Consider the following 23,630-nt stretch of genomic DNA (forward strand, 5'->3'; position numbering starts at 1 on the left):
ATAAGGTTAATTACGCCTAAGTCGATCAAAGTTAATCAAATGACCGGAAGCATGTTGTCGGCTTCAGCAGGAACGAGATCAGGAATGAGATCGATCCCGGGTTCCAGTACGGAACTAGGTTCTTCTACCACTTCGACTGTATCTTGAACGGCATCGGACAATGGTTCTGCCACTTCTTCATGATTTGGAGATCCAACGGTTGTCTGTATGAACGTTGTTACTCCTTGCCGGTAGCGTTCTTGATCGACGGAATAAGCCGTACCATGGCCGGCTCCCTCAATGAGGATCAAGGAAGATGTATCATGCTTCGCTTCATGCAGTTGCTCACTCATCCATGTCGGTACGAAACGATCCTCCTTGCCATGAATGAATAAGACGGGAAGGGGGCACGTCTTCATAATTCGTAATGGACTTACTTGCTCCATGCGGAATCCTGCCTTGCTCAGAAGCAATCGATTAATGAGTGCCATAGTAGGCCATGCAGGCATTTGATTCAGCTTCGTTACTTGATAATGAATGAGCTGTGTCAAATCGGAGTAGGGGCAGTCAGCCACAATGAATTGAACCTGTGGCCTGCGGATTGCTGCGTATTCGAGCACGGTTCCCCCACCAAGTGATTGACCATGCAATCCAATGATGCAATCCTTCCCCTTCCGTTCAACAATCCAGTCCACCCACATTTGCACATCGTATTTTTCTTTGTAGCCAAAGGTTGTGTACTTGCCTTCACTCTGACCATGCCTGCGCTGATCAATGAGTAGTACATTAAAGCCTTGCTCGGTGAACATATCCATAAATTGAGCTGACCAAGGAAGAGCTCCTGTATAGCCGTGAACAATTAGCGCAATCCGGCGTGAATTCGGAAATTTCTCCATATAATAGCCGTGCAGCTTAATGCCATCATGGCTTCGGATAGTGACTTCTTCTTTGCGGCAAGCTTCAAATTGTTCACGAGTAAAGACCCCTTGCTGTTCAAGCATCTCCAGACAGCGATCGTAGGTGGAACATTTGGAGCGCGTCATATAGTGAACAGCATAATGGGGAATGAGCCAAGCAGACAGTAACAAAAAGATAATAATGCCAAATGCAATCGGTGTCAGCATTGCTGTCAGACCTCCAATCACGTATACATTAGTCAAGCATGTTGTCCGCGGATACGGATTAGGATGTGCAGATTGATGTCGATTTAACCGGACTCCAAGCAACCGTTGCAAGTAATGCTTCTAGTACTGAAGCATTGACCAAATAGCTAAGGGAAGATTCGTGTAATGCCTGAACGGGTAATGGGCTTATCAATATAGACTATGACCATATATGCCTGTGTGTGAAGTGGTATGAATTGCAGGAGCAGGATGGATTGGATTTCGGAGCCATTGTCCGTTACAATGGAACGGGGTAAGAGAAAGAACGAACTCGAGGGTCGAATAACATTCCAAAGCGGAATTATATACATAAGAAAGCTTGAACAATGCGGCAATACAAATGGCTGCAGGCTGATTATTCGTACTTTCATGAACATTACACACAGAAATGCCGCTGATTTAGCTGCAAGCCTGTGTCGCATTTCGTCAAAAACGTTTATAATGATTGCATAGACAAGCCCCGCCTCTGCGGGGTGTTGCCTTGTTCTGAGCGGGAACTGAGTACGTTCTACGCCATATGCAACGAGCGAAAGGATTTGGAACAATTATGTGTGGCATTGCTGGTATATATCATTTTCATGATCAACAACCTTCTGAACAAGTAGTACGCTCGATGATGGACTTGATCCACCATCGCGGACCGAATGACGCGAAGCTGTGGATTGGCGATCGTGTTGGACTAGGCTTCCGCCGTCTGTCCATTATCGACGTCGCAGTTGGAGCGCAGCCGCTCAGCAACGAGGATGATTCAATTTGGATTATTTTCAACGGGGAGATATACAATTATCAAGAGCTGCGTGAAGATTTGATCCATCGCGGGCACCAATTCAAGACACATACGGATACAGAAGTAATTATTCATCTGTACGAAGAGCATGGTTCGAAGTGTGTGCATCATCTTCGTGGTATGTTTGGCTTCGCCATCTGGGATCGCAACAAGCAGGAGCTGTTTATTGCGCGTGACCATTTCGGGATTAAGCCTGTATATTATTATCAAAATGACGAGATGTTCGTCTTTGGTTCGGAAATTAAAAGCTTGCTGGCGGTTCCAGGTGTTCAACGCCAAGTGAACATGAACAGCTTCTATAATTATTTAACATTCCAATACGTACCTGATCCGAACACGATGTATCAAGGGATTCATAAGCTGCCACCTGCGCACTCTATCACAATCCCGTTCGGTGGAAAGCCGATCATTGAGAAGTATTGGGATCCAATGTTCGAGCCTGTGGATCGTCCATTGACACAAATTATCGAGGAAATTCGCGATGTCATGCGCGACTCCGTAGAGCACCATCTTCATAGTGAAGTGGAACGCGGCTGTTTCCTCTCCAGTGGGATTGACTCGACGATTACATCTACTTTGATGCGTTCGATGGAACCGATCAAGACATTTAGTGTCGGCTTCGAAGGCGCGAATAATGAGACGATTATTGCTCGGGATACGGCTAGACAGCTGGATACGGAGCATTATGATCGCATGATTACACAGGAGATGTACTTCGACGCAGTACCGCGGGCGATCTGGCACTTGGACGAGCCAGTAGCGGATCCATCCGCGATTGCTTTGTATGAGGTTGCTCGCTTAGCGAAAGAGCATGTCACAGTCGTATTGTCAGGTGAGGGCGCGGATGAATTGTTCGGTGGATACCGCATATATCGCGAACCGCATTCCCTTCGTTATCTGTCATGGATGCCTGAAGGCATGCAGCGTGCGATGCATAAGATGGTGCAGTCCGTTCCGTTCAACTTCTATGGCAAGAACTACTTGCTTCGTGGAACGACGCCGCTTGAAGAACGCTTCCTCGGCAACGCGAACATTATGACAGATGATGCGAAGGTAGAACTGCTGCGTGCGACACAGTCCGAGATTGCTGACTTCACGAAGCCGTTTGATATCGCACGCACCTATTATGACCGTACACGCCACCTGGATCCTGTATCGCGGATGCAGTATATCGATATGAATCTGTGGATGCCTGGCGACATCCTGATGAAGGCGGATAAGCTGACGATGGCGCATTCGCTTGAACTGCGCGTTCCGTTCTTGGATCGCAAAGTATTCGACGTGGCCCGCAGCATCCCAGCCCATTACCGCATTGCAGACGGTACGACGAAATATGCGCTTCGCAAAGCGATGCAGGGCATTATCCCAGATTCGGTATTGAACCGTCCGAAGCTTGGCTTCCCGGTACCAATGCGCGACTGGCTGCGCACGGAACGTGCAAACATCATGTGGGAAGAGTTGTCCGCAAGCGGTATTGACCACCTCGTCAATTTGACGGCTGTTGAAGATATGTTCCGCCGTCACAAGAATGGACAAGGAGACTACTCCCGCAAGATTTGGACATTGCATGTGTTTGCCCTCTGGCACCGCACATACATGAAACAGCAATAAAATAGTGGATTTAGATAAGCAGCTCCTGTTAAGCAGGGGCTGTTTTTTTGCGTTTAGTTGAAACTGGGAAAATGCAGGATATTGTAATTCCGATTAGGCAGCATGCATCACATCTCATCTCATGAAATCAACTAATAGGCTCATTAATGAAGAACGCGATTATTATCGAAAAAGGGAGAATTTTGAATGTAAGCTGACAGGTTTAACAAAACTTGTTTGGGATTATTTTCATATCCCCATTACAATCATAGTGAATCTATAAAAATTGGAGGTTTTGAACCATGCGCAATAAGTTTGTCGCGTCTATAATCATGGGACTCGTATTCCTATTAGTATTTTCAGTCTCGACAGCATTTGGAGCAAGCAGCATAGGTGATCCATCCTATAATCCAGACTACGGCTGGAAGCGTTACACCCAGTATTCTTCCGAAATTATGTATAGCGGAAATTGGTGGAATAGTGGTAATGCGAAACTAACCAGCTCCAGAAGCGCTTCAGTAAAGTTCAACTTTGTCGGCAGCTCGGTTCGCCTCATCGCACAAAATTATGGATATGGCTCCTATGATATTTCCGATAACATTACAGTTATTGTAGATAAAAAACCTTACACCACAATTTCAATGAGAAATATTCCTTCTGATTACTACAATCCACGTCTGGCTTATGAATTGACAGGATTATCGAATAGCGAGCACAGTATTGAATTTATCAACCAGACCGACAAGCTTATGTTCATCAGCGCCGTGGATGTACCATCTGACGGTCAATTGCGCCCATACAATCCAGACGCCGTGTATACGCCGAAAATGAGCGTAACTTCTGTGACGTATACAGTGTACTTGAATCAAACGTTTGACGTCCAAATTAAGCTGGATAATGTCAAAAATATTTATGCAGAAGATGTCAGCTTAACCTATGACAAAACGCGGTTCGAACTCGTTGATGCTTACGCTGATAATAAGCTGATGATCGTCCATCAGAAGGACTCCGATGTTCTCCGCTTCATTACAGCAAGTAAGGGGCGCTATAACGGTATTAATGGCAGCAGTGTATTGTTAAATTTGAAGTTCAGAGCTACTAATTTAGGACGCGGCAAGGTTGATGTTGTAAAAGCAGTTGTTGCGGATAACGGACAGAATGAAGTAAATGTAGCTCGCGAGAACATGAACTCTTGGACATTCACGGTGGTAGGAAGCCCTAAGTTCAGCTTGAAGCATATCGGTAAGCTTGCCTATCACTATCAAGAGGACAAGTCGGTATTGTCAAGCAATATTCAAAATGTCGTGGGCGACAACGGTCCAATCGAGCAGGTTGACCTGAAGCAACTGGTCAAATCAGTGTTATCCAACCCTTTGTATAACTAGTATCCAAATGGCAACAAACGTTTATCAAAATGCTAAAAAAGCAGCAAGCTGATTCCCGTGATGGGAAAGGCTTGCTGCTTTTCATCTTTTATCTATTTCGCATGTTGGCGAGAATTATTTCGAAGAAGCTTGTGGCTGTGTCATTGTATCGTCAGAGCTCTCGCCTGGCTTGCGCTTCTGCATCGCCTCACGGGAAATGCGTCCGTTGCCGATCAGCAATGCAACGAAGATACCGACCACGATGAAGCCGAGACCTGTCAAGAAGACAGTGGAGAAGGAAGCAGACCAAGCATCCTTGATCGTATTCAACACGTTCACTTTCAAGTCCTCAGGAAGCTGTTTCAGCAAATCGCTGTTAATCAGCAACTGATACAGCGTATTGGAATCTGTACCGGTCTTGCTCAGAACGGCTTGCGTTCCTGGATCAGCACTAGCAGTTGCATTCGCAATATTTGTTGCAATGACGCTGTTCATAATAACGTTGAACAAGGTTGCCCCGATCGTCGATCCGATAGAACGGAAGAACGTCGTAGCGGAAGTGACTGTACCCAGCTTTTCGCGTGGAAATGCATTCTGTACAACCAGCGTAATAATTGGCATAACCATACCGATACCAAAGCCAAGTACAACCATGAACGAATAAGCTATCCAAGTTGAAGTGCTGACACCCATTGTACTCATGAGCCAGAAACCGATGGACGTAATGATCATGCCCATGGTCATAACCGCACGATAACGCATGCGCAGAACCAGCTGTCCAGCCAAGATGCTTGCAATAATCAAGGCAATCATCATTGGTGTCATCGTAGAGCCTGCTTGTGTCGGTGTTACGCCAAGCACCCCTTGCATGAACATCGGCACGAACATAATGGCACCGAACATGCCAAGACCAACGAGGAAGCCGAGTGCTACAGATACGTTGAAGATACGGCTTTTGAAGAGTGACATATCAATAATTGGTTCTGCTGCTCTGCGCTCAACGAAGACAAACAGAACGAAGAGCACCAATGCACCAGCAAACACGAGAATGCTTGTTGGAGAATCCCATGCATACTTGTTATGGTCGAGTGACAGCCCAAGCAGCAATAAGACGATACCCGGGATAAGAGTGAAAATTCCGAGCCAGTCGATCGAGATTTTTTTGCTCTTGTCTCGAGGCTCATCAATTGATTTCATGCCAATAAAGATTAAGATCGTTGACAATAAACCGAACGGAACATTAATAAGGAAAATCCAGTGCCAGCTGATATTATCAACAATAAATCCGCCAAAGAACGGACCGATGACGGAACTGAGACCGAAGATGGCCCCGAATACCCCTTGCCACTTGGCGCGTTCCTGCGGACTGAACATCATACCAATAATTGTCTGGGACATCGGCATCAGCATACCGCCGCCGATACCTTGGATCGCCCGGTAAATAATTAACTGCTCCATATTCACTGCCGTTGCGCATAAGCCTGAACCAACAACGAAGATAAGCCATCCAGTCAGGTAGATGAATCGGCTTCCGAACAAATCCGCTAATTTCCCAGCAAGCGGGATGACTGCTGTAGAGCAGATCATATAAGCGGTTGTTACCCAAGCGAAGATGGCGAACCCATTGAGATCCTTAATTATCGTTGGCATGGCCGTGCCGACGATCGTCTGTTCCAGGGAACTGAAGAACATCCCCATAATCAGACCGAATAGTACCATATTGCGGCGAGATGCCGTATGGTCTTTCACTGTGGCCATTTATTAATCACCTTTCTTTCATGCTCGTTTATATGTTGTGTGAACGACTGACCTTCGGGTCAAAAAATAGCATGTTGATACTATAATCCCGATTGACCGCGAAGTCAATTGTTTTGGAACTAAAATATTTTTCATAATATTATGTTTGTGGTATGGTAGGAATAACGTAACAAACGATGCTGACTAGGCGGTCAAAAAGGGCTGAACCGAAAGTCATGACATACGGAGGACGGAACATGGAAGAGAAAAAACGTCTCATCATGGAAACAGCGCTCTCGCTGTTCGCTGAAAAGGGTTATCATGAAACCTCGATTCAAGAAATTGCAGAACGTATCGGAATTGCCAAGGGATCAGTCTATTCCTTCTTTCGTTCGAAGGAAGAAATATTATTCACAATATTCGACCATTATCACCAGATGATGTATGAATTAGCACGGGATACACTCGCTGACAATTTGCCAGCTCGCCAGAAGCTGAACAAGCTCATTCACATTTCTCTGGAGCAGTTCGGCAGATTCAAGTTGTTCCTTACCCTGCAGCGCAAGGAAGCACACCTATATAAGAAGCGGGAAATTCGGGATATGGTTTTCGATTTCCGTGCAAAGCGCTTCTTTACCTTCCGCCAAGTAGTTGCTGAAGTTTACGGTCAGGAAGCGGAGCCTTATTGGATGGACTTAGCGACAATTATTAGTGGTATGACCATTGAGTTCATGAGTTATGCGACATTTGACCGGAAAAATGTGGACTTCGATCAAGTGTGCACCTTTATTGTAAATGTTCTGGATGCGACTGCAGAGTCACTTGTTCACAAGCATGCCGAGCCTGTACTTACCATGGCGCTTATGAATGATTTTATGCGTTCCGGACACGTAAGCATGTCCAACTCGCAGCAACAATTGCTGGATCAAGTGTGGCTGCTGAAGGATGCAGTGATGAGTGCACCGTTCAGCTTGAAGCAGCGTGAGGAAGCGGAGCAAGCGTACACAGCTCTAGAGTCAGAGATATTAAGGGGAAGCGGCAAAACGGTTAATGCGAGAGCAATGACACTGTTCCTCTGCTCGATGCCGGACGATACAATTGAGCAGGCGGCCAAGCGGATTCTAACCTTGCTGGAGCACACTTGCGAGTCAGAAGGGGATGAACGAACATGCAAGCGTGGCTGAACAGAATTGATCCGATCACGAAGGGGATATGGCTGTTCGGCACCGGTCTTGCCGTTATGATTAGCATGAAGCTGAATTGGCAGCTTGGCTGGTTCTTATCCCTGCTTATCATCGGAGTGACGGGAGCGGGGTGGTCAGGTGCGCGATGGAGAACGGTGCTCATTATGCTGCTTGGCTTCGCACTGCCGCTCTTTCTATTCCAGTGCCTAGTCCTGCCGGGTACCAAGATTCGGCTTACGATTCTCGGATTGAATCTGACCGAGGAAGCGTGCCGTACTTCACTCACGCTGACGCTGCGTGCATTGACGCTGTTTCTGTCGTCATTGCTATACGCTACGACTACAGAGCCGCGTGATGTTGTCACGGCGTTGTCCCATCATCTAAGGCTGCCGAATCGCTTCGCGTTCGCCGTTGCCATCGCGCTGCGCTTCGTCCCTCTTCTCGCTGAAGAAGCGCGCAATATTCGTGAGGCACAGCGGATGCGTCAGCTTACCGCGCCGCAGGGGATTGGTGAGCGAATGCGTCTAGCGGGGCAATATGTCGCTGCGGTTACGTCCAGTGCGATGCGCCGCGTTCAAAATGTAGCGACAGCAATGGAAGTGAAGCAATTCGGGGCAAGCATTGCTCGAACGTCATGGAGAACTTTGCATTTTACTGCGCTTGGGATCAGCTTTGCGACTGCGACTGTAGGAGCTATGACTGCGACAATTCTTTTGGGTTAATAAAAAACGCACACTATATTGATAGATTTAACTTGCATTTCCATGCCATCCCTTGTAACGTTAATGGTGGTTTATCTGTTGTGGGTTAACATATACTAGTATCACAACGTTACATAAGTAGAAGAATTGGGGATGAGTCATCTATGAGAATGGGAAATGGAACAACTACAATGAACGAATCTCGTTTCTCGCTCCGTTCCCTTACACTAGCGGACTGGGTGCTGATGGCACTGCTTGCAGCTGCAAATGGTGTAATGACGACCGGGTTATCTTGGGTAAATAAGCTGCTGCACTCTGTTGGTGGACCAATGCTAACATCAACGATCGTCGGCTTGTACATGATATATGGTCTGCTTGCGATATATGTTATCCGTAAGCCAGGGGCAGCGTTGGTAACATATTCGCTTGGCGCTTGTGTGCAAATCTTAATGGGAAGCGCATATGGGGCTTGGTCTTGTATTGCTGCGGCATTATGCTATGCGGTTGTGATTGAACCGTTGTTTTATGTATTCCGTTACCGTCAATACAATTGGTTCACCATGCTGTTCGTAGGTACAGCAGCAGTACCGCTGTGGTTTGTGGTTTCGGCCTTTATGTTCGGTTATATCCAATATGAGATGTGGGTACTTATTGCAACCTTAATTATCCGCTGTATAAGCGGGATGCTGCTGTGCGGTGCTCTAACCAAGATGATTGGGGATCGGATTGCTTCTACAAGAGCAATGCGCCCATTCGCACTAGGAAGAGAGTCACGCGGGCAGTAGTATGGTAGGGGGCCAGTTTAATATGAGAATCCTACAATCTAAGGAGGTCATGCGCGCTGAGCGTGTGGCCTTTACTTATTTTGGCGAGTCTGAACCAGTATTGCAGCCATGCAGCTTCTGTATCAAGTCTGGATCTGTTGTGCTGCTGGCAGGGGGGAATGGGAGCGGCAAGACAACGCTCCTCAAGCTGATGGCCGGTGCAATGCAGTCGCATGAAGGCCAGCAGCAAGGTGTATTGAGCTGCGGCATGGTGAAGGATGGACAGGCGCCAATCAGGGGCTTCATCCTGCAGGAGGCCAAGGAGCAGTTTGTGATTGGTACGGTTGAGGATGAGTTAGCCTTCGCACCCGAGAATCTTGGCCTGCCGCGAGAGGTCATCCATAGTAGAGTAGAAGAGCAGCTTGATAAGGCTGATTTGCGTCAACTGCGCTTGCGTCAGGTTCAGCAGTTGTCAGGAGGCGAACAGCAACGTACAGCTGTTGCTTCTGTATTGACGATGGAGCCGGATGTGCTGGTTATTGATGACGCGTGGAGTCAGATGGATAAGGAATCTCGACGCAGTCTGTTAGAGCAGCTTCAAGCTTGGCATAGTCAGGGTAGGACGATAGTATTAGCCGCATCGCGCCTAGACGAGCTGTCAGACGAGTGGCAGCATGGCTGGATACAAGATGCACAGCTTCTTCTGTTGCATAATGGGAGAATGGTGTATGATGGAAAGATGCCTGTATATCCCGCAAGGGGCGGTTTGAACGGTCTATCCAGTCCGAAGGACGAGCTTCGCTGCTTGGAGCTCTGTTATGAGGCAGGCATTATACCTCCGAAGTGGGAAGGGAACGCTGAGACAACTATTATGTCCATGCAGGTGCCAGCCATTGTAAAACAAGGAAGTGCTGGAGACGATGCTGCTGTACGAGCAGAGTCTGCTGGGGGCGAGTGTAGTAGAATACTCGAAGAAGAAGTCCTTCTGCACTTATCGAAGGTGAGCTATCGGTATCATCCTATTGCTCATCGTGATCAGAAGCGTCGGCAGACAGAGGACGCGCTTCATAATGTTACCTTCCAGCTTAAGGCAGGGCGATGTATGCTGCTGACGGGCAAGAACGGGTCGGGGAAGTCAACCTTGTTCCGCCTTATAACCGGCGGCTTGTCGAAGCGCTCCGGCAGCATGGAAGGTGAATGGTGGATTGCAGGCCAATTGGGGCAGAAGCTGCGATCCTGTGAAGTGGCAAGACTTATTGGATTTACAGCACAGCAGCCCGAATCGGGCTTCTTTGCAGCGTCCGTGCAAGAGGAACTGCGAGATGCTCTCCATGCAGCGAATCAATGCGGGCGATTGCGCATAGAAGGACAGTCTTGGGAAGGCCACGCTGTCTACACGCATGAACAGGTGGAACGGGAAGTGGAGTCTCGATTGCAGCAATATTGTCTATGGGAAGTGAAGCATCTGCATCCGCATGATATGCCAACTGGATTGAAGCGGCTGCTCAGTCTAGCAATTGCTTCCGCGCACGAACCTGAAGTCATTCTGCTGGACGAGCCGACAGCCTCCTTGGATGCGGTACATGCAGCCTTCGTTCGCGACTGGTGTCTGCGCCAAGCGGAACAGGGACGCGCGTTGATTGTTGCCACACATGATCGCATGTGGGAAGAGGTAGAGCACCCGCGATTGATGCATGCTAATATGGATCGGGGCTCACTGCACATCAATCTAAAGTGAATCATGAGCTGCGGAAGCTGTACGAGATTGAGAAACGAAGGAAGGGTATTTATGGGGAACGAGGCTTCTATGCAAGCTGGACGAAGCCGCAAGCTTGTCACACTTGCACTACTATTGTCGACCTTTCTGGCGGCAATCGAAGTAACAGTAGTAAGTACAGCAATGCCGAAGATTGTTGCGGATTTAGGCGGATTATCCTTGATTAGCTGGGTATATGCCGCTTATTTGCTTACTACGGCAATCTCAACACCATTGTTCGGGAAGATGGCTGATTTATATGGCCGTAAGAACATATTTATTATCGGCTCCGCTCTGTTTGTAGGGGGATCGATGTTGTGCGGTCTATCGGGCACTATGACGCAGATGATTATATTCCGTGCTCTTCAAGGAATCGGAGCAGGCGCAGTAATGCCTGTTACCTTCACGATGGTAGCGGATATTTACACATACGAGGAACGAGCCAAGATTCAAGGCTTATTCAGCTCTATTTGGGGAATTGCTGGGTTGGTCGGGCCGTTAGTCGGCGGGTTCTTCGTCGATTCATTATCATGGCACTGGATATTCTACTTCAATGTGCCGTTCGGCATCGTATCGGTATGGATGATCATGGTGTGCTTCCATGAGAAGGTGGAGCGCAAGGACAAGCCTGTCGACTATGCGGGGGCAGCGACATTCTCCATCGGGATGACCGCATTCTTGTTTGCGATTATTACAGGCGGACAGGGGATCGCGTGGAATTCTCCATGGATGTTCGCACTGTTTGGGACTGCGGCTGTGTTCCTTGTTCTCTTCTTCCGGATCGAAGTGAAGGCAAAGGAACCGATGGTGCCGCTCAAGTTGTTCCGGATTCGCGACATCGGGGTGTCAAACCTTGTCAGCTTCCTCGCAAGTGCAATCGTGATGGGGATCAGCTCCTATATGCCGCTCTGGACACAAGGTGTGCTGGGGCAAAATGCCTCCAGTTCAGGCCTGTCACTGACCCCAATGTCAATTGGCTGGCTGATCGGATCAATTGTAGGCGGCCGTATGCTGATTAAGATAGGGGCACGCGTGACATCGACGCTAGGGATGATATTGATCGTGATCGCTTCCATATGGCTGTCGACGATTTCGGATACAACTCCGCTTATTTTGATCGTAATCATTATGTCATTGTCAGGCCTAGGTTTCGGCCTGTCGTTCACGGTATTTACCGTCATTGTCCAGTCTTCTGTCGATTGGAGCATGAGAGGTGCTTCAACAGCATTGAACACGTTCGTACGGTCGTTGGGGCAGATGCTTGGCATTGCCGCGTTCGGGACATTCTTAAATGCGAGCATTGCATCGATGGTATCGGATGCGGGGCCTGACGTATCCTCGCGTGTCTCGAATGAGGATCTGAGCAAGCTGTTGAATCCAGAAAGTGCAAGCTCGCTGTCGCCTGATTTAATGGGTACACTGCGCTCTTTCCTGGAGTCAGGGCTAGGGCAGGTCTTCCTGATAATGGCTATTATCGCGGTCGCATGCTTAGTAAGTATGTTGTTCATGCCTAAGTCGACAAATTCCGGGGGATCATCCGGTCAGGATGAAGCTTCTCCATCTCATTAAGGACAGGTGCAATGATACTTCTTTACGTAACTTAACCTAAAACACTAGATAATCAGGTCGTTTTTCCGGCAGTAGAAACTGCTTGGGAGGGCGGCCTTTTTCTTATGGGGATTGTTTCTCTTGCAAATAAATCACTCTACATTATCCTGCACAAAAGTAGGAAATTTTGGATTTGTGTCGAAGTATTTCGAAATAAGAGAAATGTACTGCTTCCATCTGTAAAGGAGTCACTCTGCCATGTCACGTACGTTACACCCATTGGCTTCGCTGCGTACAAGTATGCTGTTCGTGATACTGACCGTTCTCACTGCAGTGTTCTCTGTAATTGGACTCGAATTTTCATACGGTGCAGAGTTCATGCTGTGCGGGGCCACTCTGCTCATTATGCTTGTTCTGTATGGTTCGCACTGGGCGGCAATTATGGCGCTTATAATTGGACTGGGATATTATTTTTCAGGCTACGGTTCGTTTATATTGCTGCTTATTGGATTGGAAATGATATTGGTTGGATATATGTATGAACGGAAAAGAGGGTTCCTGCTTCTCTGGGACAGTCTGTTCTGGTTCGGAATCGGAGCCCCACTTGCAGCGGTTTTATTTTGTCTGCAGACCAACGAGTACAATGCAGAAGCACTACTTCAATATTTTATGTTCGCAATGAGCGGACTATTGAATGCTCTGATTGCTGATGTGGTCGTTACCTATATGCCATGGAAACGGCTGCTGCCTGATCTGCGAACGAAGTCCGTGTATCTCAATCAGCTTCTGATGCATCTCTCCGTCGCAATCGTGTTCATTCCGTTTCTGCTGAATATGCTGATTGATAGTCGCGATATGCAGCAGGACATCGAGCGGGATTCTTTAGCCAGAATTGAATTGCAAACCGCTCAAATTACAGACGCACTTCTGGAGATGGACAGAAAACAGCGCCAAGGGCTCAATCTCGGATCGATTATGGAGACAGGGAAGCTTCACGATAATTTAAAGCTCCATTCCCAGAATGGCTTATTGAAGTTGGCTGCATTCAATCATAAGGGCCAATTGGTCGCATCGAGTGATGAGGTGTGGTTCGAAAGCAATGCAGTGTACATGGAAGATACTGTACCTAATAAATCACCTGTTCGCATGGCCGCTCATCATTCACAAATTCGGATGGATGCTTACGGGGTGAAGTCCTCTTTTTCCCGTATTCTGCCCCCTGACAGAAATTATGATTATGGAACAAGAAGGTGGAATGACGGTTATTATGTTTTGGAGGACAAGCTGACCGATCATCCGATCGCTAAGGTTGTTGGCTTTATTCCAATTTCCTATTTTCTACAAACGACGATTGACGTCTATTTGCGCAAGTTCCTGATGTTGTTCATGGTCTGCTTGTTGGCTACCGGGGTATCACTTGCGGTAAGCCGCTTCATTGTTCGCTCTCTTCGTGATTTGGAGGAGGCGACCGCGGGAATGCACCATAAATTGTTGAAGGACAAGACTGTCAAATGGCCTTGCATTCGAATCGGAGAGATTCGTTTACTTGCAATCAATTTCCGGGCAATGAGTGATCGGTTAATGGAAGTATTCAAGGAAATGCTGCGTATGAATGAGAAGCTGCTTGACCAGACGAAAATGCTAGAGCTGTCGGAAGAGAAGCTCCAGCATATTGCTTATTATGATACGCTGACCCAGCTTCCCAATCGGCATTACTTTACGATGAATGTAGAGCGGGCGATGGAAGATGCGGATAACAAGGTTAGTTCATTGGCGTTAATGTTCATAGATATAGATCGGTTCAAGCATATCAATGATTCGCTCGGCCACAATGTAGGAGATATGCTCCTTGTACAAGTTGCCCAGCGCTTGTCGGATTGTCTATCAAAACTGTCCGGCCGGCATTTGAGCTCTCGATATGGTGGGGATGAGTTCATCATTATGCTCGAAGATAGCTCCAGAGAGGAAGTGAACGCGGTTGCTAAGCGGATTTTGCAGCGGCTGCGAGAGAGCTTCCTTGTACAGGCTCATGAACTATTTGTCTCCGCTAGCATCGGCGTATCCTTATATCCGGATAACGGATATGTATATACGGATCTGCTCAAGCAAGCAGATACAGCTATGTATGCCGCTAAGGACAGCGGTGGCCATTCAGTGGTCTTCTATGATGAACTACAGCCGACCTTGCAGCCTGAACGCATGTTTATGGAGACACGTTTGTACAGAGCGTTAGACCGTAGAGAGCTGCTGCTTCACTATCAACCGATCGTAGATGCCTCGGGAAAAGTCACGGCCGCAGAGGTGCTGCTTCGCTGGCTTTCCGGTGATGAAGGGTTTATATCGCCGACACAGTTCATTCCGGTCGCGGAAGAGACCGGACTAATCGTTCCTATTGGGGAATGGGTGCTTCGATCTGCATGCATGCAATACCGGATGTGGGCTGATGCAGGGATGCCTGCCTTCCAGCTGGCTGTGAATGTCTCGTTAAGGCAATTGCTTACGAATGACTTCGTCGCGACAATTGATCGAATTATTCGCGAGTGTGAGTTCAATCCGAGTGATTTGATTTTGGAGATAACGGAAGGATACGTTAACAAATCCACCGAGCAGGTCAACGAGGTATTGCACAATCTTAAGAAAAGAGGAGTTCAGGTAGCGATCGATGATTTTGGAACGGGCTATTCCTCGCTGCACCGCCTAAAGACTTTGCCTGCTCATGTGCTTAAAATTGACCGTTCTTTTGTGCGGCATTTGTTCGCGGATAAAGTGAATACTGCGATTGTTCAAGCGGTGATCCAAATGGGAGACAGCATGAATCTTAAAGTGACAGCTGAAGGGGTTGAAACACCTCAGGAGCTTGAACAGTTGCTCACACTTGGTTGTAGGCAGTTCCAAGGCTATTACATTAGTCCCCCGCTGGCAGCCGATGAATTTGCTGCTAGGTTCCCTGACTTTTCAAGCAAGCTAAGAAGCAATTCAATTGCAGCATATGGAGGTTAATTTGTGAAAGGGAAGGGCTTGCCATTTCGAAGATTAATTGTATTCGCAATGATGATCATCATGATATTTTCTTCAACCGGATGTGATGGAACCACGATCCCACCGCAATTGCAGGACGATGAGCGAGTCGTAGAGTCTAAGCCACCTTCCGCCATAACCGTGTGGTGCTTCGAACAACAGTATGCAGACTATGCCAAGAAATTCGAAATCGAGCATCCAGGCGTGAAGGTAAATGTAAAGCGTTTTTCTTATGAAGACCATGTTGATGCTTATTTGGATGCCTTGGAGCAGGGGGATGCTCCGGATGTTATGGAGGTTGGCCATGAATTTCTAGGGGAATTTACGGGGATACAAGGGTTGATGGACTTAAATGCCGCACCTTTTCTCGCGAACACGCTGAAGCCGGATATTTCTCCTGACTTATGGGATACTGGTCTATCCTTTGACAATAAGCGTCTTATCGCTCTCCCAATTACAACTTCGCCGCTTGTCACCTTCTATCGCAAGGACATTATGGAGCGATACGGATTTCCGTCAGACCCAGAAGAATTGGCTGTCTACATGGAGGATCCGAACCGCTGGCTGGCAATGGCGGAGAAGCTGAAGGAGCATGGCATTTATTTAATTCAGTGGGATCGGGAGCCCATGCAGTGGTTTGAGTCCATGTACCCGCTACTTAACAGCAGGCTGCAATTCAACCGGAATAATGCCATGATCGCGCAAGGCATGTTGTTGTCTCAGCGTGTTAATGTGCAGGGGCTGGATGCAAATGTCGGATTGTGGACGGATGCGGGGAATGAAGCGCTGCGGAACGGGAAGCTGGCAATGGTGTATCTTGGTTCCTGGGGAGAGCTGCAATTGGAGGAGTGGGTTCCGCATATGAAGGGATTGTGGAGAGCGACTCGCTTGCCAATGAAGTTGTACGGCTACTCGACAGGCGCATCGCTTATTATGTCTGAACAGGCCCAGAACAAGGAGCTGGCATGGTCGTTCATGAAGAGCGTGTTCTTTGGGGTGACCGATGATGCAACGGTTGCGGCGTATATGCCTTCTCGCAAAGTATTACTGGATAAAGCGCGCAGAAGCGAGTTTCTTGGGGGACAGCAGTCAGATCGATTATATATGGAGCTGGCTTCGAAGATGAAGGAGTTCCGTCCAACCCCGCTTGATAAGCTGGCTGTCGAATGGTATCGCAGTACGAGGCAGAAGGGGATCGAGAATAACTCTCCGCCTGGTGTAATACTCAATCAGATTGAGAAGCTCATTGAGCAGCAATTGCAGCAGGAGAGGCGCGTGTTATTGCGATATTCGCGTGCGACATTCAGAACGTTGGACTTGTTTTCATGAAGAGAAATAACAAGGGCGGAAGAACATGTTCTTCCGCTCTGTGCGTTAATTCAGCCTTGTTGGAAATTTAAGCGTATTAACTAATGGATTTGCTACGAGCCCTTTTTCGTGACAAGGCTTAACTTCTCTGCTTGGATCCCGAGCTTCTTGAGCAATTGAATAGCCTCTTTTTTCTCTTCGAGTGTCAGCCCACTCATGGCACGCTTTAGGAGTAGAGAATGCTTGGGGAACAGTCCCTGCATTTCTTCACGGCCTTTATCTGTCAACTCGGCGAAGATCACGCGACGATCCGTCGCGCAAGGGTGGCGGCGCAGCATGCCGTTACGTTCGAGCTTATCAATGACATAGGTTACGTTTCCGCTCTGTAGAAGGAGCTTGGAACCGATTTGTTGAATGGGTTGAGGCCCTTTATGATAAAGCATTTCGAGTACGGAGAAATCAGTCGGGTTATATCCTTCTATTTTGCAACCAGCAGCCGAGTGATCCGTTACGCTCTTGAATGCCTTAGAGAAGACACGGAATAAATGCAAGGCAGCTTCGGTCTCATGATCGATTCGTTCAGACATACGAATCCCCCTCATTTCTTGATTTACTCTTTTATCGTATATCGAAGGAGATAGGAGATTAAATGTCTTTTGTCACACTTGTGAAACAATGAACAAAAAAATTTTGAATTATTCAAATTTAGAAAGGGCAATTCGGTAACATTTGGTTGAACCTGGCATTCAGTACATTGAAACTGCCCAGCTCTGTGCAAGAATAGATACGATAGAGTAAACTAAAAGTTAGAAGAACGGTTAGGTACAGCAGCTTGGCTATGCCTAAGATGAAGGGGGAGATCCGCATGGTTGTTCTTGATGCAAGGATACAATCTGCAGGATATGAGAAAGGCGAGTCTAAAATACATAATATCGAATTTCAAGTAGAAGCGGGTCAATTGGTAGGGCTAATCGGTCCGAACGGTGCTGGGAAGAGCACGACAATCAAGTCCGTGCTGGGCATTATGCGAGATGTTGCTGGCAGCGTTCAGATTGGGGATGGCAATGGAACTTATGCATACGTGCCTGAACAGCCTGTCCTCTATGACTCCATGACATTATGGGAGCATTTAGAACTCGCTGCATCTGCATATGATCTGCCGCAGGAACAGTTTGCCGAGCAGGCGAATTATCTGCTCACCGAATTTCAAATGACAGAGGTGAGGCACCATTTCCCAACGAGCTTCTCGAAGGGGATGCAGCAGAAGCTGATGCTTATCATTGCCTTCATGCTCAAGCCGTCATTATACATCGTGGATGAGCCCTTCATTGGCTTGGATCCACGAGCAACGCGGAAGTTCCTCCGTATGCTTGAGGAGGAACGCAAGCGGGGAGCGGGCGTCCTCATGAGTACGCATGTACTCGACACGGCTGAGCGCGTCTGCGACAGCTTCATCCTGCTTCATCAGGGAAGCGTGGTTGCAAGAGGGACGTTTGATGAAGTGCGTCAAATAAGCGGGTTGCCGGATGGAACCCTATTCGATTGTTTCGAGGTGTTGACCTAATGGGGAGCGAGGGACAGGTTCGTCCATTGTCGACGATGAAGGTAACATCCCCGCAAACACTTGCCTTCCGCCGCTTCCAGACGAATATGGTGTATCAATGGCGGGCACTTCGTATCGCATTGGATTGGACGGTATGGTTGTATATTGTCGTACCGCTATTGCTCCTAGGAGTTAAGTTCTATTGGGGATGGTGGGTAGAACCCTTGGATGCTGCATGGTTGAAGCTGCCTATAGCGGTCTGGCTGCTTCCCTTGCTGCTGCCTATCATAAGTGGATCACTTCGCACTTGGGTGGAAGGCGGGGATATTCTCTTCCTTCGTCAGCAGCCGCATTGGTGGAAGCCGCTTGTTCGATTCGGGTTAATTCAATATGCACTGCGAGGAACGATCATAACGGCCATCATACTGTTACTGCTTGCTCCATGGCTCATACGCGGGTATTCATTGCATAGTACGGATTTACTCGCGATCGGATTTGCCGTTAGCTCCTTATCCTACTTAGCAGGATTAGTACGGAACTATAATTTGGCTGCTTTCTCAGGTTGGGCACGTTGGATGATCCGCTTTGTCACAGGGGTGGCAGCTCTTGGCTTGTATGGAGTTATTCTTTACTTGCTCGGTATTCATGTGAGTTGGGTGCTCGTCTATGGCTCGATTATATTGGTCAGCTGCTTCCCCCTTATTCGCTGGCGAGACCATGTTCAGCATACATTTGAGCATGATGTTGAACGGGAGGGCGAGCTCAAGATGCAATTAACGGCGATGCTGCTGTCGCAGAGCGTGGATAGAGCACAACGGCGCAAACGGACACGCCCAATGTTGTTCCCGAAGTCGGGCTACTTCATGAAGACGAATGAGTCAGGCCGCCTTATTGGAGCTATCGCGGTCAAGTCATTGCTTCGAAGCAGCACGCATCGCAAGTTTTATTTGCAGCTCCTCTTTATTGGAATGAGTGCTTCTTATATCACTTCACTGCATGGTCTGTTCATTCTTATAGGGCCGGTGCTAAGCGGTATTCTCGGATACTGGCTGAGCACGTATTGGAAGGAATTCATCGATGGTGATGTGGCGTCCATGTTCAGCTTCCGCTCAGAGAGTTTGCAGCAGGCCTCGGCGCATATGACGCGTGTCTTATGTGCAGGGCCAGGCGTGCTGTGGGGGTTGTCTGCAGGTATTGCTGCAACACCTATTATGATTCCGCTATATGTAGCGGGAGGTGGTCTGATGGCTGCCTTCATCGGCAATACAATCGTTACGCTGCGTGGGTGGAAGCAGAAGAAGCAAATGGAGGAGAGACAAGAACAGTCACATTTGTCCTCTACTGAATAAAGTATTCGGCAACTGCTCGTACAACCAATTGCAGGACAGATTGTGTGTATGTTCCTCCTGTCTGGCGGGTATATTAACGTAAGCTTATTCGAATAGGAGGAACGAGGATGCAAGATACGACTGCGATTCGGTTCCGATTCTCGGATCCTGCAGGTGCAAGATTGGCGTTCGATACGTTGGAGGAGCTAGGATATACGCCTGCTTACGACAGCGCTAGTGAGACAGAACTGCATATCCATGTAGACAAGCGAGATTTGACCTCTGCGCTTGAGATCGCAGAGGCGCACGGCGGCCAGCTTCTAGAAGAAGCGAGTATGACGGAGATGTCCGTTATGGATCAAGCCTATGGAATGAATTATATCCCTATCCCGGCCCATATGGTCAATGAGGATTGGGCAGATGATGACCGCTATGCGTCTGCTAGGCACAATCCGAGTCATGATGACTTGTCGCATCGTGATGAAGAAGCATACGGGATGTTTGATGATGAGACGACGAATCACTTCCCTGGCGGCATCCATATCTAATGATAGAAGACAAACAGCCTGCTCTGTGAGCAGGCTGTTTGCTTGTTATGCTTGATGTAGGGTCTGCTGAGCAGCATGCATCCCTGCCGTATAGCCAGTTGCGAAGGCAGCTGTAATGTTATAGCCGCCCGTATAGCCATGAACATCCAATATTTCTCCGCAGAAGTAGAGTCCATGCGCCTTTTTGGAATGCATCGTCTTCGGATCGATTTCCTTAAGATTTACACCGCCGCCTGTAACAAAGGCTTCCTCAAGCGATAACGTGCCGTTGACCTTCACAGGAAATGCCTTAATCAATTGGCACATCTCCTGCCATGGCTGCTTCGGAATATGGTCGTATGTGGTACCTTCATCGATGCCAGACTGTTCAAGCAGAAGCGGGATTACTCGTTCAGGCAGCAGATGCTTCAGTACATTCTTAATAGCTTTCTTCGGTTCTTGGGCACAAATGCGAAGCGAATCTCGAACAAGCTCATCCAGTGACAGATCAGGCTTCATATCGATGGTGACCTGTACGGTCTGAAGGCCGGAACGCTTCAATTCCTTCACGACGAATTGGCTGCAGCGAAGTGCAGCAGGGCCGGACAGGCCAAAGTGGGTAAAGAGCAGGTCGCCTTGATGCTCAATGATCTTCTTCCCCTTGCTGTTCCATACCACGATCCGAATATCGCGCAAGGACAATCCTTGAAGCAGCTTTTCACGAATAAAGTACGTATTCGAGGTTAGAGGTACTTCCGTCGGATACAGATCCGTAATGGAATGTCCGGCAGCCTCTGCCCAAGCATAGCCGTCTCCTGTTGAGCCCGTATGAGGAACAGACTTCCCGCCGGTAGCCAGTATGACCGCTGGGGCATACAATGCGGATCCATCTTTGAAGCGCACACCTTGGACGGAACCATCCTCGTACAGCAGATGTGCGACAGGCTGATTGACACGAATCGCTACTCCTAATCGGCGTACTTCTCCTAGAAGTGACTCAACGACCGTCTTCGCCTTGTCTGATACGGGGAACATACGGCCATTGTCCTCTTCCTTCAATGCAATACCGAGATTCTCGAAGAACTCGATTATATCCTGATTGTTAAAATGATTGAACGCGCTGTGCAGAAATCTCCCATTGCCAGGGATATGCTGAATCAGCTCGTCCAGTGGTTTATTGTTCGTTACATTGCAGCGTCCTCCGCCAGATATAGCAAGCTTGCGGCCAAGTCGGTCTCCCTTATCCACGAGAATTACCTTGGCTCCGTTGCGTGCAGCAGAGATGGATGCCATAAGTCCAGAGGGGCCGCCACCTACGACGATAACATCGGTTCGTTCCATTTTGTACTCCTTTGACAGGTCTTTGACAGGGTTAGGATACGCACTGCGCATCCGTTACTGATGCCTATTGTATCGTAAAAACTAAAACTTCGCTAAAACGTTCGGCTGTTCCATTGAAAAGCCCTCATTTTTATGCTTTAATCAAGCCAATCTTACCATTTTCTATCCTGACAAGAGGAGAACCGTATGTACGTAGCACTTAAGGAAGTCTTACTGCAAAGCCTTATTGCCTGCATACCAGCGATTGCCTATCAAGTCTGCTCCTTGAAGCCAGAGCGGGTGTCCCGCGCCCCTCTCGTCATAGGATTGTCTTCTGCTTTTTCTATGCTGTTATGCATCGTATTTTCCTTCTATACAGAAATGCCCCAGCCTTTTGATTTTCGATTTTTGCCATTTATGATAGGAGTAATGTATGGTGGATATCGGGTTGGGTTCCTCATGATTGGATTATATTTAGGTATGCTTGGTTTTTTCTATCACGATGGGCATCCCCAGAAGCTGTGGAGTGATGCACTCCTTTATATGATCCCGCTATTGTTTGCTTTTATTAATTCTTTCCGTCAATCCGGATTCCGCCAACGTGTCACTATTATTTTGTCCTTCTCCTTCGCGGGTATTGTTCTCTATTCCTTGGTTTATGGAGTGCTGCTGTGGAGGCATGAACGAGTTATTGATGGCAGTATGCTTCTATCGATGCTCATGCTAGGAGCAGCCTTTTTCTTAACCGCTTACTTAGCTGTGTACTATATGGAGGAGACGAGGGAGAAGCTATTCCTTGTACAAGGATATGAAATCGTCTCTACGAAATATCGTGAAGAAGCAGAGAAGCTGAATCTATTAATAGACACGACACCGCTCGGTGTCATCGCGGTTGATGCACAGACCAATATAACCGCTTTAAATGATATGATGCTGCGCAGTATGCAGAATGCAGCACCTCATGTGACAAAGGGAGACATTCTCGGCCGCCCTTTTCGCTGCCTGTTGACACAGGTGGGGGATATTCCAACTTTGTACGACGGCATGTATCGTGCACTCGCGGGAGAGAAGATGGAAGGCGTAGTAGTGAAATTGGACGAACGAGAGTACGTCGTTAGTACAAGTGCGATTCGAAGCGAGACTACTGGAGCGATAACAGGGGCTGTCGGCATGCTGCATGATATTACGGAGCTGTCGAAGCTGCGTGCAGAGCTGGGCAAGATGGATCGCTTAAGCTTAGTCGGGCAGATGGCGGCAAGCATCACGCACGAAATTCGTAATCCAATGGCGGTTATTCGTGGGTTCATACAGCTGCTCCAAGAAAAGAGTCCCGCGCATTTGAAGGAATACTATCGAATCGTAATAGAAGAGATCGATAGAGCAAACAGCATCATTAACGACTTTCTCGCTTTAGCGCAAAATCGTATTATTGAGAAAGAACAGGTTCACCTTCATGACATTATTCATCAGTTATCACCGTTGCTTTGGGCTGATGCAAATATGAGAGGTCAAGAGATTGCGTTGAAGCTTGCGGAAAATGTGCCGATTTTCCCTGTCAATGTGAAGGAGATGAAGCAGCTTATTCTGAATCTGTCGCGCAACGCCATGGAGGCGATGGAAGCGATGGACACAGAGGCCGTGCTTACGCTCGAAACAAGATTTGTTGGAGGGCAAGTGCAGCTGCGTATTCAAGATACAGGGTCTGGTATTCCCGCCGACATTGTGGAGCGGCTATTTGAGCCATTTTACACAACGAAATCAAAGGGGACGGGCCTTGGCTTGCCATTGTGCTTGAGTATTGTCGAACAGCATGATGGAACGATAGAGGTGCATACGGGGGAAGATGGAACGGTGTTTGAGGCAGCCTTTCGCCTAGAACAGACGAGCCAATCTCCGGTTCATGTCCCGACAGCTGCATGGGACTCTTCACTTGCACAGCATCCAGTACAACTAGGGAATATGCAGCCGGATAAGGAGGAAGCATTGAACCAAGTCTAGTCTTTCGCTAATATG

At 48.0% G+C, this 23,630-nt stretch carries 17 protein-coding genes; 13 read left to right on the forward strand and 4 right to left on the reverse strand.

The features are described 5' to 3' along the window. Positions 1 to 35 precede the first annotated feature (35 nt). Complete coding sequence (locus ABN764_RS13160) at positions 36 to 1,103, reverse strand: alpha/beta hydrolase (protein ID WP_446672132.1); 1,068 nt, start codon at positions 1,101 to 1,103, stop codon at positions 36 to 38. A gap of 586 nt (positions 1,104 to 1,689) precedes the next feature. On the opposite strand from ABN764_RS13160, the gene asnB reads away from it, so the two are divergent. Continuing rightward, entirely contained in the window at positions 1,690 to 3,540 is a 1,851-nt protein-coding gene (asnB, locus tag ABN764_RS13165; RefSeq protein WP_021256184.1) for an asparagine synthase (glutamine-hydrolyzing), read from the forward strand. A 281-nt stretch (positions 3,541 to 3,821) separates the two neighbouring features. Further along, positions 3,822 to 4,904 carry a cohesin domain-containing protein gene (locus tag ABN764_RS13170; protein ID WP_446672133.1) on the forward strand — a complete coding sequence of 361 codons (1,083 nt, stop codon included), beginning with the start codon at positions 3,822 to 3,824 and terminating at the stop codon, positions 4,902 to 4,904. A gap of 114 nt (positions 4,905 to 5,018) precedes the next feature. Here the strand turns inward: ABN764_RS13170 and ABN764_RS13175 are convergent, their stop codons facing one another. Next, positions 5,019 to 6,641, reverse strand: coding sequence for an MDR family MFS transporter (locus ABN764_RS13175; protein ID WP_090511973.1), 1,623 nt, complete (start codon positions 6,639 to 6,641; stop codon positions 5,019 to 5,021). 236 nt (positions 6,642 to 6,877) lie between these two features. On the opposite strand from ABN764_RS13175, the gene ABN764_RS13180 reads away from it, so the two are divergent. The 7 genes from ABN764_RS13180 (at position 6,878) to ABN764_RS13210 (ending at position 16,920) form a co-directional block, all read left to right on the forward strand. Beyond that, positions 6,878 to 7,804 (forward strand): TetR/AcrR family transcriptional regulator, encoded by a 927-nt coding sequence (locus tag ABN764_RS13180; protein WP_174808276.1) that lies wholly within the window; start codon positions 6,878 to 6,880, stop codon positions 7,802 to 7,804. Then, positions 7,789 to 8,526 carry an energy-coupling factor transporter transmembrane component T family protein gene (locus ABN764_RS13185; protein ID WP_446672134.1) on the forward strand — a complete coding sequence of 246 codons (738 nt, stop codon included), beginning with the start codon at positions 7,789 to 7,791 and terminating at the stop codon, positions 8,524 to 8,526. The genes ABN764_RS13180 and ABN764_RS13185 overlap by 16 nt, the downstream gene beginning before the upstream one ends. Positions 8,527 to 8,696: 170 nt before the next feature. After that, entirely contained in the window at positions 8,697 to 9,290 is a 594-nt protein-coding gene (locus tag ABN764_RS13190; RefSeq protein WP_174808284.1) for an ECF transporter S component, read from the forward strand. Between the two features lie 22 nt (positions 9,291 to 9,312). After that, positions 9,313 to 11,007: an ATP-binding cassette domain-containing protein gene (locus tag ABN764_RS13195; RefSeq protein ID WP_446672135.1), complete on the forward strand. Its 1,695-nt coding sequence runs from the start codon at positions 9,313 to 9,315 to the stop codon at positions 11,005 to 11,007. A 51-nt stretch (positions 11,008 to 11,058) separates the two neighbouring features. Continuing rightward, positions 11,059 to 12,594: an MDR family MFS transporter gene (locus ABN764_RS13200; RefSeq protein ID WP_072731060.1), complete on the forward strand. Its 1,536-nt coding sequence runs from the start codon at positions 11,059 to 11,061 to the stop codon at positions 12,592 to 12,594. Positions 12,595 to 12,831: 237 nt separating this feature from the next. Beyond that, positions 12,832 to 15,573 carry a putative bifunctional diguanylate cyclase/phosphodiesterase gene (locus ABN764_RS13205; protein WP_446672136.1) on the forward strand — a complete coding sequence of 914 codons (2,742 nt, stop codon included), beginning with the start codon at positions 12,832 to 12,834 and terminating at the stop codon, positions 15,571 to 15,573. Between the two features lie 3 nt (positions 15,574 to 15,576). After that, the gene (locus ABN764_RS13210; RefSeq protein ID WP_446672137.1) at positions 15,577 to 16,920 is read left to right on the forward strand and encodes an ABC transporter substrate-binding protein; all 1,344 of its coding nucleotides are present in this window, start codon (positions 15,577 to 15,579) and stop codon (positions 16,918 to 16,920) included. Positions 16,921 to 17,012: 92 nt separating this feature from the next. Here the strand turns inward: ABN764_RS13210 and ABN764_RS13215 are convergent, their stop codons facing one another. After that, positions 17,013 to 17,486: a MarR family winged helix-turn-helix transcriptional regulator gene (locus ABN764_RS13215; protein WP_021256175.1), complete on the reverse strand. Its 474-nt coding sequence runs from the start codon at positions 17,484 to 17,486 to the stop codon at positions 17,013 to 17,015. Between the two features lie 278 nt (positions 17,487 to 17,764). Between ABN764_RS13215 and ABN764_RS13220 the strand changes: the two genes are divergently transcribed. From ABN764_RS13220 to ABN764_RS13230, 3 genes are all read left to right on the forward strand, one after another. Continuing rightward, positions 17,765 to 18,463 (forward strand): ABC transporter ATP-binding protein, encoded by a 699-nt coding sequence (locus ABN764_RS13220; RefSeq protein WP_446672138.1) that lies wholly within the window; start codon positions 17,765 to 17,767, stop codon positions 18,461 to 18,463. Continuing rightward, a complete protein-coding gene (locus tag ABN764_RS13225; protein WP_446672139.1) occupies positions 18,463 to 19,791 on the forward strand; it encodes an ABC transporter permease in 1,329 nt (442 codons plus the stop codon). The genes ABN764_RS13220 and ABN764_RS13225 overlap by 1 nt, the downstream gene beginning before the upstream one ends. Before the next feature lie 107 nt (positions 19,792 to 19,898). After that, the gene (locus tag ABN764_RS13230; protein ID WP_021256172.1) at positions 19,899 to 20,318 is read left to right on the forward strand and encodes a hypothetical protein; all 420 of its coding nucleotides are present in this window, start codon (positions 19,899 to 19,901) and stop codon (positions 20,316 to 20,318) included. A gap of 45 nt (positions 20,319 to 20,363) precedes the next feature. Here ABN764_RS13230 and ABN764_RS13235 read toward each other — a convergent pair whose 3' ends face one another. Continuing rightward, complete coding sequence (locus ABN764_RS13235; RefSeq protein WP_446672140.1) at positions 20,364 to 21,638, reverse strand: BaiN/RdsA family NAD(P)/FAD-dependent oxidoreductase; 1,275 nt, start codon at positions 21,636 to 21,638, stop codon at positions 20,364 to 20,366. Between the two features lie 186 nt (positions 21,639 to 21,824). Between ABN764_RS13235 and ABN764_RS13240 the strand changes: the two genes are divergently transcribed. Beyond that, a complete protein-coding gene (locus ABN764_RS13240) occupies positions 21,825 to 23,615 on the forward strand; it encodes a two-component system sensor histidine kinase NtrB (protein WP_446672141.1) in 1,791 nt (596 codons plus the stop codon). Positions 23,616 to 23,630 lie beyond the last annotated feature (15 nt).

It is taken from the genome of Paenibacillus wuxiensis (assembly GCF_040195695.1).
In the GTDB taxonomy this organism is placed as follows: domain Bacteria; phylum Bacillota; class Bacilli; order Paenibacillales; family Paenibacillaceae; genus Paenibacillus_B; species Paenibacillus_B suaedae.

Coding starts and splice junctions, on each gene's coding strand:
- ABN764_RS13160 (WP_446672132.1), bottom strand. CDS start 1,103: ATGCTGACACCGATTGCATTTGGCATTATTATCTTTTTGTTACTGTCT.
- asnB (WP_021256184.1), top strand. CDS start 1,690: ATGTGTGGCATTGCTGGTATATATCATTTTCATGATCAACAACCTTCT.
- ABN764_RS13170 (WP_446672133.1), top strand. CDS start 3,822: ATGCGCAATAAGTTTGTCGCGTCTATAATCATGGGACTCGTATTCCTA.
- ABN764_RS13175 (WP_090511973.1), bottom strand. CDS start 6,641: ATGGCCACAGTGAAAGACCATACGGCATCTCGCCGCAATATGGTACTA.
- ABN764_RS13180 (WP_174808276.1), top strand. CDS start 6,878: ATGGAAGAGAAAAAACGTCTCATCATGGAAACAGCGCTCTCGCTGTTC.
- ABN764_RS13185 (WP_446672134.1), top strand. CDS start 7,789: ATGCAAGCGTGGCTGAACAGAATTGATCCGATCACGAAGGGGATATGG.
- ABN764_RS13190 (WP_174808284.1), top strand. CDS start 8,697: ATGAACGAATCTCGTTTCTCGCTCCGTTCCCTTACACTAGCGGACTGG.
- ABN764_RS13195 (WP_446672135.1), top strand. CDS start 9,313: ATGAGAATCCTACAATCTAAGGAGGTCATGCGCGCTGAGCGTGTGGCC.
- ABN764_RS13200 (WP_072731060.1), top strand. CDS start 11,059: ATGGGGAACGAGGCTTCTATGCAAGCTGGACGAAGCCGCAAGCTTGTC.
- ABN764_RS13205 (WP_446672136.1), top strand. CDS start 12,832: ATGTCACGTACGTTACACCCATTGGCTTCGCTGCGTACAAGTATGCTG.
- ABN764_RS13215 (WP_021256175.1), bottom strand. CDS start 17,486: ATGTCTGAACGAATCGATCATGAGACCGAAGCTGCCTTGCATTTATTC.
- ABN764_RS13220 (WP_446672138.1), top strand. CDS start 17,765: ATGGTTGTTCTTGATGCAAGGATACAATCTGCAGGATATGAGAAAGGC.
- ABN764_RS13225 (WP_446672139.1), top strand. CDS start 18,463: ATGGGGAGCGAGGGACAGGTTCGTCCATTGTCGACGATGAAGGTAACA.
- ABN764_RS13230 (WP_021256172.1), top strand. CDS start 19,899: ATGCAAGATACGACTGCGATTCGGTTCCGATTCTCGGATCCTGCAGGT.
- ABN764_RS13235 (WP_446672140.1), bottom strand. CDS start 21,638: ATGGAACGAACCGATGTTATCGTCGTAGGTGGCGGCCCCTCTGGACTT.
- ABN764_RS13240 (WP_446672141.1), top strand. CDS start 21,825: ATGTACGTAGCACTTAAGGAAGTCTTACTGCAAAGCCTTATTGCCTGC.